General features: G+C 71.6%; 12 protein-coding genes. 5 read left to right on the top strand and 7 right to left on the bottom strand.

What is annotated here, in order from left to right; all coding sequences use genetic code 11:
* The first annotated feature begins 3 nt into the window (after positions 1-3).
* Entirely contained in the window at positions 4-1,155 is a 1,152-nt protein-coding gene (locus POF73_RS14910; protein ID WP_272115238.1) for a serine hydrolase domain-containing protein, read from the top strand.
* An 87-nt stretch (positions 1,156-1,242) separates the two neighbouring features.
* On the opposite strand, the gene POF73_RS14905 is transcribed toward POF73_RS14910, so the two are convergent.
* Together POF73_RS14905 and POF73_RS14900 are read right to left on the bottom strand one after the other, a co-directional pair.
* Positions 1,243-1,662, bottom strand: a complete 420-nt coding sequence (locus POF73_RS14905) for an organic hydroperoxide resistance protein (protein WP_272115237.1) — start codon at positions 1,660-1,662, stop codon at positions 1,243-1,245.
* Between the two features lie 108 nt (positions 1,663-1,770).
* Complete coding sequence (locus POF73_RS14900; protein WP_272115236.1) at positions 1,771-2,769, bottom strand: NADP-dependent oxidoreductase; 999 nt, start codon at positions 2,767-2,769, stop codon at positions 1,771-1,773.
* Positions 2,770-2,859: 90 nt separating this feature from the next.
* Between POF73_RS14900 and POF73_RS14895 the strand changes: the two genes are divergently transcribed.
* The 3 genes from POF73_RS14895 (at position 2,860) to POF73_RS14885 (ending at position 6,381) form a co-directional block, all read left to right on the top strand.
* The gene (locus tag POF73_RS14895; RefSeq protein WP_272115235.1) at positions 2,860-3,306 is read left to right on the top strand and encodes a MarR family winged helix-turn-helix transcriptional regulator; all 447 of its coding nucleotides are present in this window, start codon (positions 2,860-2,862) and stop codon (positions 3,304-3,306) included.
* A 116-nt stretch (positions 3,307-3,422) separates the two neighbouring features.
* The gene (locus POF73_RS14890) at positions 3,423-6,128 is read left to right on the top strand and encodes a helix-turn-helix transcriptional regulator (protein ID WP_272115234.1); all 2,706 of its coding nucleotides are present in this window, start codon (positions 3,423-3,425) and stop codon (positions 6,126-6,128) included.
* A gap of 55 nt (positions 6,129-6,183) precedes the next feature.
* Positions 6,184-6,381: a hypothetical protein gene (locus POF73_RS14885; RefSeq protein WP_272115233.1), complete on the top strand. Its 198-nt coding sequence runs from the start codon at positions 6,184-6,186 to the stop codon at positions 6,379-6,381.
* A 24-nt stretch (positions 6,382-6,405) separates the two neighbouring features.
* Here POF73_RS14885 and POF73_RS14880 read toward each other — a convergent pair whose 3' ends face one another.
* The 5 genes from POF73_RS14880 to POF73_RS14860 all read right to left on the bottom strand — a co-directional run bounded on the left by POF73_RS14880 (position 6,406) and on the right by POF73_RS14860 (position 10,002).
* A complete protein-coding gene (locus tag POF73_RS14880; RefSeq protein ID WP_272115232.1) occupies positions 6,406-6,819 on the bottom strand; it encodes an SHOCT domain-containing protein in 414 nt (137 codons plus the stop codon).
* Positions 6,820-6,935: 116 nt separating this feature from the next.
* Positions 6,936-7,556: a GAP family protein gene (locus tag POF73_RS14875; protein ID WP_272115231.1), complete on the bottom strand. Its 621-nt coding sequence runs from the start codon at positions 7,554-7,556 to the stop codon at positions 6,936-6,938.
* A 19-nt stretch (positions 7,557-7,575) separates the two neighbouring features.
* Positions 7,576-7,980 carry an SHOCT domain-containing protein gene (locus tag POF73_RS14870; protein WP_272115230.1) on the bottom strand — a complete coding sequence of 135 codons (405 nt, stop codon included), beginning with the start codon at positions 7,978-7,980 and terminating at the stop codon, positions 7,576-7,578.
* 89 nt (positions 7,981-8,069) lie between these two features.
* Positions 8,070-9,323, bottom strand: coding sequence for a hypothetical protein (locus tag POF73_RS14865; protein ID WP_272115229.1), 1,254 nt, complete (start codon positions 9,321-9,323; stop codon positions 8,070-8,072).
* A gap of 259 nt (positions 9,324-9,582) precedes the next feature.
* Entirely contained in the window at positions 9,583-10,002 is a 420-nt protein-coding gene (locus tag POF73_RS14860) for a DUF7144 family membrane protein (RefSeq protein WP_272115228.1), read from the bottom strand.
* Between the two features lie 174 nt (positions 10,003-10,176).
* Between POF73_RS14860 and POF73_RS14855 the strand changes: the two genes are divergently transcribed.
* The gene (locus POF73_RS14855) at positions 10,177-11,502 is read left to right on the top strand and encodes a cation:proton antiporter (RefSeq protein WP_272115227.1); all 1,326 of its coding nucleotides are present in this window, start codon (positions 10,177-10,179) and stop codon (positions 11,500-11,502) included.
* The last annotated feature ends 107 nt before the right edge of the window (positions 11,503-11,609 follow it).

Below are 11,609 nucleotides of genomic sequence, written 5' to 3'. Positions count from 1 at the left end.
CGGATGACGCCAGGGATCCATGGCACGGTCGCGGATGGCTTCGAGACGGTACGCGAGGAGTTCGCCGCGTTCGTGGCGGGCGAACGGCCCGACTACGAGGGCCAGTTGTGCGCCTATGTGCACGGCCGGAAGGTCGTCGACCTGTGGACCGGTGAGGGCTGCGAGCCCGACTCGCTCTACGGTGTGTTCTCCTCCACCAAGGGCGCCGCGTTCCTCGTGGTCGCGCTCCTGGTGCAGGAGGGCACGCTGGAGCTGGACCGCAAGGTGACGTACTACTGGCCGGAGTTCGCGGCCGAGGGCAAGGGCGGGGTGACGCTGCGCGATCTGTTCTCGCACCGTGCGGGGCTGATCGGCCTCGACGCCGGTTTCACCGAGGCCGAGCTGGCCGACGACCGGGCCATCGCCGAACGGCTCGCGGACCAGCGGCCGTTCTGGCGCCCCGGCACTGCCTTCGGCTATCACGCGTTCACCATCGGCGCGCTGGCCGGCGAGGTGGTCCGGCGGGCCACGGGGCGCACGCTCCAGGAGGTGTACGAGGAGCGGATCCGGAGGCCGTACGGCCTGGACCTCCACCTCGGGCTGCCCGAGGAGCTGGAGCCCCGGTACCGCTCGGTGCAGCCGATGGCCCCCACGCCGGAGCAGCAGGCGGTCCTGGACTCGGAGCCGACAGGGCCGCACAGCCTCGCGTCGATCGCGTTCAACATGCAGGTGCCGGATCCGGTCGAGCTGCTGGACCACGCCAACTCCCGTACGGTGCGCGCCAGGGGTCCCGCGTCGGCGGGCGGGGTCGCGGCGGCGCGTGGCCTCGCCGGGATGTACGCGGCGGCGATCAGCGAGATGGACGAACAGCCGCCCCTGCTGAAGCCGGACACCATCGCCGAGGTCGGCCAGATCCACTCGTCCGGCTACGACCTGGTGGCCCGCACGCACAAGTCGTTCGGCCTCGGCTTCCACGCGGTCAACGACCCGTTGTACCCGTTCCTGGGCGCCGGGGCCTTCGGCCACAGCGGGGCGGGGGGCTCACAGGCGTTCGCGGATCCGCGCAGCGGCCTGGCCTACGGCTATACCCGTCGGCGCTACGCCTTCCCCGGCGGGGCGGCGCCGGAGAACTACCGGCTGGTGAGGGCGGCGCACGCGTCGGCGCTGGCGAGCTGACCCGACACCGGCCGTCCGGCCCGTGACACGACGGAGGCCGCACCCCACGTCCAGGGGTGCGGCCTCCGCCGTGTGCAACGAACGGCGTCAGAGCAGCGTCACGCTGATGTTGCCGCGCGTCGCCTTCGAGTACGGGCAGACCTGGTGGGCCTTCTCAAGCAGCGCCCGGGCGGTCTCGGGGTCGACCGCGGGGATCGCCGCCGAGATCTCCACGATGATCCCGAATCCGTCGTCGTTCTTTCCGATGCCGACCTTCGCGGTGACGGTCGCCCCGGAGACGTCGACCTTCTCCTGGCGGGCGACGACGCCGAGCGCTCCCTGGAAGCAGGCGCTGTACCCGGCCGCGAACAGCTGCTCCGGGTTGGTGCCGGCGCCGCTGCCGCCCATCTCCTTGGGCGGGTTCACTACGACGTCGAGCCTGCCGTCGTCGGTGGCGACGCGGCCGTCGCGGCCGTTCTCCGCGGTGGCGACGGCGGTGTACAGGACGTCGGTCTGCTGGATGGACATGCGGTGTCTTCTCCTCCTCGGTCCGCCGCGACTCGCGCCCACGATCGCAGCAGAATTCGGAAAGAAGTTACCGCATGCCGGAAATCCAGCACAGGCCCTCAGGCAGACCTACAGCTTGACGATCATCTTCCCGGTGTTGTCGCCGCGCAGCACCCCGAGGAACGCCTCCAGGTTGTTCTCGATGCCCTCGACGACGGTCTCGCGGTACTTGAGCTGCCCCGAGGCGACCCAGGGCCCGACCTCCTGGACGAACTGGGGCTGGAGGTCGTAGTGGTCGCCGACCAGGAACCCCTCGATGCGGCCGCGGGTCGCGATGAGGCGGGGGAGGTTCCTCGGGCCCGGGGCGGGCTCGGTGTTGTTGTAGACGGAGATCATGCCGCAGACGGCGATACGGCCGCCCTGGTTGAGGGAGCCGATGGCCGCCTCAAGGTGGTCGCCACCCACATTGTCGAAGTACACGTCCACACCGTCGGGAGCGGCCGCGCGCAGCTGCTCGCTCACCGGGCCGTCCTTGTAGTTGAAGGCGACGTCGAAGCCGTACTCCTCCACGAGGAGCTTGACCTTCTCGTCGGACCCGGCGGACCCGATGACCCGCGAGGCGCCCTTGAGCTTGGCGATCTGCCCGACCTGGCTGCCCACGGCACCCGCGGCGCCGGAGACGAAGACGGAGTCGCCCTCCTTGAAGGAGGCGGTACGCAGGAGACCGGCGTAAGCGGTGAGGCCGGTCATGCCGAGGACACCGAGGTACGTGGAAAGGGGCGCCGCCTCCGGGTCCACCTTCACGGCGTTCTTCGCGTCCACGGCCGCGTACTCGCGCCACCCGAAGAAGTGCAGGACGTGGTCGCCGACGGCGATGCCCTCGGCGTTGGACTCGACGACCTCGCCGACGGCGCCGCCCTGCATGACCTTGCCGAGCTCGAAGGGGGCGGCGTAGGACTTGGCCTCCGACATGCGGCCGCGCATGTACGGGTCGACGGAGACGTACTTGTTCCGTACGAGTACCTGGCCCTCACCGGGGGTCGGCATCGCCGCCTCGACCAGGGCGAAGTCCTCGGGCTTCGGCCAGCCGACGGGACGGCTGAGCAGGTGCCATTCGCGGTTGATCATGACGGTTGCCTTTCAGATTTACTTCAGTACCTGAAACAACCATGCTCCTGAATATTTCATGTTGTCAAGTAACGCGGTAGGCTGGAGTCCATGTCCACTCCTCACAAGACCCGGCCGGACGCACTGACCATGGAGGTCGTCGAGCTCATCGGCGACGTGGTGGCCCGCTTCTACTCGGACTACGAGGACGCGGCTGCGGAGTACGCCCTCACCGGGGCGCAGGCGCGCCTGCTGAATCTGCTGTCCCTGGAGCCGCTGCCCATGCGCAAGCTGGCGCACAAGCTGAAGTGCGAGCCGTCGAACGTGACCGGGATAGTCGACCGGCTGGAGGGGCGCGGCCTGGTGGAGCGGCGGCCGGATCCCGCGGACCGGCGGGTGAAGGTGGCCGCGGTGACGGACGAGGGGCAGCGGGTGGCCCGCGACCTGCGCGAGGGCCTGCGGTTCGCCCGGGAGCCGCTGGCGGGGCTGTCCCACCAGGAGCGGGAGTCCCTGCGGGAACTACTGCGCCGGATGCTGGGCGTGGACACCGCGTCCTGAGACGTCGTACCGGCGCGTCGTACCGCGGCGTCGCTTGCGGGCCGTCCGGTGCGGGGCGACGATCGTGAGGTGGATGCAGTTTCGCTCGGCCATCCATGAGGTCTGTGATGGGCGTGATGTCGTACTCCGTCGGAGAGGACCACGGCGATCCCGGTATGAAGGCGGTCACTCCGGACGGTGACCCGGTGCTCGCGGCACGGCTCGCCGTGCCGACGGTCCCCGGGACCTTCGTGCGCAGACAGCGGCTCGTGGAGCAGCTGGCCGAAGGCGCGCTCAGTCCGTTGACGCTGGTCAACGGTCCCGCGGGAGCGGGCAAGACGCTGCTGGTCGCCGACTGGATCACGGCCTGTGAGCGGGGGGACGGGCCGGGTGACGTCGCCTGGCTGACCGTGGAACCGGAGGACAGCGCGCCCGGCGTCTTCTGGGCCTATGTCCTGCACGCCTTCCGGCACCACGGCGTCGCCCTGCCCGAGTACATCGGCAGCCCGGCCCACCCCGGCGAGGTGGACCACTCACTGCTGGCCCGGCTGGCGGCCTGGCTGAACGGGCGGGAGTCCCGGGTGGTCCTCGTCCTGGACGAGTTCGACCGGGTGGCGGGCTGTACCGAGGTGGCCGACGAGCTGCAGTTCGTGCTGCGCCATGCCGGTGCGGGGCTGCGCCTGGTGATCATCAGCCGTACGGAGCCGCTGCTGCCGCTGCACCGCTATCGGGCCGCCGGTGAGCTCGTCGACATCCGCGCCGACGACCTGGCCTTCCGTGCCGAGGAGACGGCGGCCCTGGTCGACCGGCACGGGCTGCCGCTGTCGGCCGAGGGCGCGCGGCTGCTGACCGAACGCACCGGGGGCTGGGCGGCGGGGCTGCGGCTGTGCACGCTGGCGGCCCAGCGGGCCCGTGACCCGGAGAGCTTCCTGAAGGACTTCGAGGCCGGGCACAGCACGGTGGCCGACTATCTGCTGGGCGAGGTGCTGCGCGTGCACCCCGCCGAGACCCAGGACCTGCTGCTGCGCACCAGCATCCTGGAGGAGACGCACCCCGATCTGGCCAACGCCCTGACCGGCCGGGACGACGCCGAGCCGATCCTGGAGGAGCTGCAGCGGGCGAACGCGTTCGTCGAGCCCGTCGGGCACTCCTGGTACCGGCTGCATCCGCTGTTCGCCGAGATCCTGCGGGTGCATCTGGGCGTCCGCCATCCCGGTCTGGAGCCGGAGCTGCACCGTACGGCGGCCAAGTGGCTGATCGGGGCGGGGCTGCTCGACGAGGCTCTGCCGCACGCGGCGGACGCGGGTGACTGGGAGCTGGCCGCAGCCGAGTTCATCGACCGTCTGGCGATCGGCCGGCTGCTGACGGGGCTGGCCGCCGAGCGGCTGGACGGTCTGTTCGCCCGGATGGCGCCGGAGGTGTCGGGGCCCGCGCCCGATCTGGTGCGTGCCGCGCGTGAGCTGGCCCATCACGACGTCGACCGGGGTGTCACCTATCTGCGGCGTGCGGAGGAGAACCTGCCCGACGGCGACTCGGGCGACGGCGCGGCGGTGCGGTTGAGCTGTGCGGTGCTGCGGGTGCTGGCCGCCCGGGTGGCGGGCTCGGCGGACTTGGCGGAGACGGCGGCGCGGGCGGCTGCGGAGGCGGAACGCGCCCTGCCCGCCGACCAGTTGGGGCAGTCCCCGGAGCTGACGGCCCTCATGCTCACCGACCTGGGATCGGCCCAGCTGTGGGCGGGCCGCTTCGAGGCCGCCCGCTCGACGCTGTCCGACGCCGTGCGGGCCGCCGAGGGACCCGCCACGGCCCTCCCCCGGCACGAGGCGCTCAGCAGGCTGGCGCTGATCGACTTCCTGCACGGACGGCCCGGCCGGGCCGAGGCGCACGCCCGGGACGCGATCGCCGAGGCCGAGCACTCGGGGCTGCCCGTGTCCGACCGGACCGGGATGGCGCAGCTCGTGCTGGCCGCCGTGGCGATCGACCGGGACGACCTGGAGGCCGCGCAGGGTCATCTCGACCAGACGGCCGCCACCTCCGCCGCCTCCCGCGACCCCATCGTCGCCGTCGAACTGGCGATCCTGCGGTCCCGGCTGCTGTGCGCGCGGGGGAACTCCCGGTCGGCGCTGCTGGCGCTGGACGACATCGCGGGGCAGCCCCTGGTCCCCGCCGAGCCCTCGGCGTGGGTGAGCGACCGTATCGCCATGGCGACGGCGGCGGCGCACCTGGCCGACGGCGATCCGAAGGCCGCTGTGCGGGTGTTCGAGGACCGGCCGGTGCACGGTCCGGAGAGCCTGGTGGCCGAGGCACGGGCGTGGGTGGCGGCGGGCGGCGGCGAACAGGCGCTGCGCATCCTGGACCGGCTCCCCGACCACCACAACCGGGGGCCGGCCATCGACGTGTGGGTGCTGCTGACCCGGGCGCAGGCCGTGGACGCGCTCGGCGACTCGGCCGCCGCGGAGGGCCTGCTGCTGCGGGCCCTGGCGGCGGCTCGTCCGCATCATCTGCGGCGGCCGTTCCTGGAGGCCGGGCCGTGGCTCGGACGACTGCTGCTGCACCGGCCCGCACTCGCCCGCGAGCACGCCTGGCTGACCGGCACCCTCGCGCGAAAAACCGGCGCCGCACAGCCCCGGAACGCGCATCCGGGCCCCCGCCCGGAGCCGCTCAGCGCTCGGGAGCAGGACGTCCTGGAACGGCTGGCCCAGCTGATGTCCACCGACGAGATCGCCGCCGATCTGCATCTGTCGGTCAACACGGTGAAGACCCATCTGAAGAGCATCTACCGCAAGCTCGACGCCGCCCGGCGCGGCGAGGCGGTCCGCCGGGCCCGCGAGTTCGGGCTGCTCTGACGTGTCACCTCGCCCGGGTGATGCTGTCCGCCGCCCGGTCGCCCAGCATGAGGACATGCGCTACGAGATCCGCATCGACGGACAGATGTCGGACGACCTGACCACGGCGTTCCCCGAGTTGGACAGCTTCGTCGTCCCCCACCAGACCGTGCTGTACGGGCAGGTCAACGACGATGCGCATCTGTACGGCCTGTTGATCCGGTTCCAGTCGCTGGGACTGCGCATCGTGGAGTTCCGCCAGGTCCCGGAGTGAGCCGCTCGCGGCCACCGCCGGGGCTCAGCCCGCGAGCACCTTCGCCTTGGCCCGCTCGTACTCGGCGTCGGTGATGTCGCCGTGGTCGTGCAGTCCGGCGAGCTTGGTGAGCTCGTCCGCGCGGGTCGCCCCGGTCATGGTCGCGGTCGCGGGGGCACCGGCGGCCGCCTCCTGGACGTAGGAGCGGAACGCCTGCTCATGCTGCTGATGCTGACGCACGTCGCGTTCGCCCATGCCGCGCCCGCGGGCGATCAGGTAGACGAAGACGCCGACGAACGGCAGCACACAGACGAAGACCGTCCAGCCCGCCTTGGCCCAGCCGCCGATGCTGTCGTCCCGGAAGATGTCTCCGAAGACCCGGAACAGCATGACGAACCACATGACCCACAGGAAGAACCAGAGCATGGTCAGAAACGCGTCGAGCAGCGGGTAGTCCACTGTTGCCTCCACATACCGGCCGCCGCGAGAGGCGCGGCGGCGCTCCAACCCTGTCGTGCTCCACGCTGCGCCTGTCGGCCCCCGACGGCATCACCCGGAGCGGGTGGGGTGTCGCGTCACCCGAGGATCAGCACGATGAAGATCCCGCAGACGATGATGTTGATCAGCCAGCTGTGGGTGTTCATCCAGTCCCGCACATGCGGCATCGCGGCGACCGCCCTGCGGTGGAACAGCAGAAGGAACAGCAGCGGCAGCGCGGCGATGAGCACGGTCGCGCCGATGAACGGCAGCGCCGAGACGAAGGCCGCGTCCGTCTGCGCCAGGTTGGTGCCCACCGTCAGCATGACGAGGATGTCCGAAGGCATCAGCAGGATGACGAGCAGCCCGACCTTGAGGGCTTTCCTCGGATCCGCCGACATGAGCGTGCCCAGCCATTTGGGTGGCTGGATGGACTCCCGCCTTATCCAGTTCTTGAGCGCGGCCGCCACGAGGAGACCGACCAGGACGTACTGGACGACGTTGCCGCTGGATCCGGAGTCCTCGGGATCACCCAGGTCGAACAACGAGGCGATGCCCCAGGTGATCGCCGTGCCGACGGTGGCGGCGACGGCGACACCGATCAGGAAACCGACCGACACCCGCACGGCCCGGGGTGCCGTGACGAAGATGATGGCCGACATGATCTGCGGGCCGGCCATCATGGTCACGGCCAGCGGCAGCACATTCAGGCCGTCCACGTCGGTGCCCCGACCCGGGTCAGCCCGTCAGGACCTTGGACTTGGCCCGCTCGTACTCGGCGTCGGTGATGGCGCCCTTGTCGTGCAGCGCGGCCAGCTTGCCCAGCTCGTCCGCCTTGGCGCCGGGCGCCTTCGCCGCGGGTTCGGCGGCGGCCTCCTGGACGTACGCACGGAACGCCCGCTCGCGGTCCTGCGCCTGGCGCAGCTCGCGCTGACCCATGCCGCGCCCGCGGGCGATCAGGTAGACGAAGACGCCGAGGAACGGCAGCACGCACACCGTCAGCGTCCAGCCCGCCTTGCCCCAGCCGCTGAGCGTGTCGTCCCGGAAGATGTCGACGACCACGCGGAACAGCAGCATGATCCACATGATCCACAGGAAGAACCACAGCATGGTGAGGAAGACGTTGAGCAGGGGGTAGTCCATGGTCGCCTCCGCAGGCCGACTGCCGCGACGCCCGCGCGGCTCGTGGGTGCCCGAGACCCTCACGATGCGCCGGGCCGGCCCGTCCGGCATCACCCCTCACGGGTGGCCCTCGCCATCTCGACCCGGCCGCCCGCCGCGAGCACCGCCAGGATCGCCAGCACGGCGAGCAGGACGACGGCGAAGACCACGGTGGTGACGGCGGTGGGTCGGTTCCACACCGCGAACACGAAGGCCACGACGGCCAGCACGGACAGCGTGATCGACCTGCGGTGGGTCTGCGCCCACACGCCGACCCGGCCGGCCCGGATCTCGTGGCCGTCGGCCCAGCCGGCCAGCGAGTCGGCGGTGCGGTCGGCGCCGCGACGGATCGCCACCGGCAGCCGGCCTGGGCCGATCAGATAGGCGCCGAGCGCGATCACGACGCCGAGCACGACCGTGGTGACCAGGGCGTAGCGCAGGAAGCGCAGAAGCGTGTCGAAGACGGCCGCCGCGGCCGCGTCGGACTGCACGGCGGCCGGGAGATGGTCGAGGTAGAAGCGGCGTACGGCGACCAGGGCGATGACCACCACCAGACAGGCGAACGCGGCGCCCAGCGCGGTACGGGCCAGCGCCCGGCGCCGTCGGCGGGCCAGCAGCACCCCGGCCACGCCGATCAGGACGGTGAGGACGGGCAGCCAGTGGCCGACCACGTCCAGCAGGTGCGCACCGTCGCGGATCTTCTCCAGTTCCTCGGACTGGAACAGCACCAGCTGCTTGTTCACGTCGGGGATGGCCGCGGCGGGCGACAGACCCGCGTCGACGAGCTCCTTCTTCACCTGCTCGACGAGGGTGCCGACGTCGAGGGTGACCGTGCCGCCGGCGACCCCCACCGCGCCCCGGCCCTCTCCGGTGAGGGCGTCCACGACGGCGTTGTGGGCCCGTTCGTTGGCGTCCTTCCACACGGTGGCGAAGGCGTCGCTGTGCACGATCCGGGTGACGACCTTGTTCACCGCGCCGTCCACGGCCGAGTCGATCTGCGGCCCGAGCCCGCGGATGGCGGTGGTCGCCCGGGGCGGCAGCCCCTGCGACTTCAGCCAGTCGGCGAGTTCCGCAGCGGCCTGGTCGCCGTCGATCCGGGTGTCCACGGCATCCGAGATCCGGTTGACGGCCGCGTCCTGGACGGCCGGTTCGGTGGCCAGCGGGGCGACGGTGTCGACGTACCGGTCGGTGTCGAGGGCGATGTCGTGCACCCACACCGTGATCAGTGCGACGGGCACCAGGATGCAGGTCACGACGATCAGCACTGCGGAAGCCGTGGCACGGGCGATGCGCCCGGGCGCAGCGGTCTTGTGCGCGGCGCTCATGCGGACTCCTGGTCTGCCGGGGCCCCTCCCTACCCCTCAATTGCGTCCGCGCACCACGGAAACGGCATGCCGAACGGGCCCAATCGGGCGAGCGGCCACCCGCCGCCAATCCGTGAGCCCGCCAATCCGGCAGCCGCCGCTAGGGGGTCTGGTGCGTGCAGTTGCAAGGCGGAGGAGGGCGGCGACGCGATGGGGGTGCCCCCTCTGGGGGGAGTGCGTGCCAGGCCGCGCGACGCCGGCATGATCCGCCGGACAGGTCCTAATCCGCGAGTGGGTCCCTCTTCATCACGCACAGCGCCCAGATGATGAACGCGTACAGCGCGATCAGCGTGAGCGACCAGACCGGGTAGTACGGGATGGACAGGAAGTTGGCGATGAGCAGCAGTGCCGCGATGCCGATGCCGACGACCCTCGCCCATGTCTTCGCCGCGAACAGGCCGAAACTCACGATCACGGCCATCGCCCCGAACAGCAGCTCGATCCAGCCCCAGCTGGTCAGGTCGAACTTGAAGACGTAGTTCGGGGTGGAGACGTACACGTCGTCCTCGGCGATCGCCATGATCCCCCGGAACAGATCGAGGATCCCGGCGATGAACAGCATCACTCCGGCGAACAGCGTCAGGCCGGTGGCGGCGACCTGCTTCCCCTCTCGGTGCCGGGGAGTAGCGCTGGTGGCCATGTCCGGCCTCCTTTCCTCACCGGGCTGCGGCGCGCAGCCGTACACCACGAGCGTGATCCCCGGGACCGCGTCCGTCGTCACCCCCGGAGGGTGAGGACGGGCCGGTCGCCGTCCTGCTGCCATGGGCGAGGGAACGGGGGCGCCAGTCCTCGCCGGTCCCAAGGAGGCGGCGCGATGAGCGACGGTGCCTGGGCGGGGCTGGCGGTGGCGGGTGTCACCGCCGTCTACGCCCTCGGCTCACGCAGGCTGTCGATCACGCCGGTCACGTCGGCGATCGTGTTCACGGGCAGCGGCCTCCTCATCGGTCCGGCCGTCCTCGACGTGATCGACGTCGAGCATTACGCCGCCCCGGTCACGGCCCTGATGGAGGCGGCCCTGACCCTGGTCCTGTTCACCGACGCCATGGCCGTGCGGTGGTCCGACCTCGCCGTCGGCGGTTTCCTGCCCGGCCGGCTGCTCGGCATCGGGCTGCCGCTGTGCATCGGTGCGGGCTGGCTGCTGGCCTGGCCGCTGCTGCCCGGGCTGACCGTGTGGGAGCTGGCCCTGGTGGGGGCGATCCTCGCGCCGACCGACGCCGCCGTCGGCAAGAGCGCCATGTCCGACCCCGGCGTGCCGCCGCTCGTCCGGCACGGGCTCAACGTGGAGAGCGGGCTGAACGACGGTCTGATCCTGCCGTTCTTCATCGTCTTCGCCGCCGGTGTCCCCGGCACCTCCTACGCCGAGGAGGGCGTCGCGGGCGCCTTCTGGCGCTCCCTGCTGCTCAGCACCGCCCTCGGCCTGCTGGCCGGCGACCTCGGCGGACGGCTGCTGCGGGCGGCCCGGGCCCGGGACTGGGTCGCCCGGGACTGGGGGCAGGTGTACGTGCTGGGCGTCGCCGTCGCCGCGTACGAACTGGCCGTCGTCACCGACGGCAGCGGCTTCATCGCGGCCTGGGTCGCCGGGTTCGCCTTCGGACGCGCGCTGCACCGCCACCGCGCGGGCGGCCTGCCGCGCGGCCCGGACCACACGCCCGAGTTCGCCGAGAACCTCGGCTCCCTGCTGGCGTCGATCAGCCTGCTGGTCTTCGGGGCGGTGCTGCTGGGCCCGGCGCTGGAGCATCTGACCTGGGAGATCGTCCTGTACGCGGTGCTCAGTCTGACGGTCGTGCGGATGCTGCCGGTGGCCGTCGCCCTGGCCGGGAGCGGGCTGCGGATGCCTACGGTCGCCTACATCGGCTGGTTCGGGCCGCGCGGTCTCGCCTCCATCGTCCTGGCGCTGCTCATCGTCGAGGAGCAGGTGCCGGGGACGCGGACGCTCGGCCGGGTGGTCGCCGTCACCGTCGCCCTCAGCATCCTGCTCCAGGGCGTCTCGGCCGTGGCGTTCGCCAAGCGATACGGCCGCTGGTACGCACTCGCCTCCGCAGCCGGCGGTGGCCACGGCGGACCGGGACTACGGGAGGACGCGGCCGTGCCGAGCGGTCCCGCCGGGTCCGCGGCGGAAGGGCCCCGGATCAGGCCGTAGACGACCGGGGCAGGGGCGGGCGGGGCACGATCACGCGGTAGGCGACCGGGGCACGGGCAGCCGAGCACCATCACGCGACAGACAACCGGGGCACGGGCAGCCGAGCA

This window comes from Streptomyces sp. HD, assembly GCF_028369295.1.
Classification (GTDB): domain Bacteria; phylum Actinomycetota; class Actinomycetes; order Streptomycetales; family Streptomycetaceae; genus Streptomyces.
The sequence above is the reverse complement of the archived record's forward strand: the minus strand, read 5'-3'. Positions and strand labels throughout refer to the sequence as shown.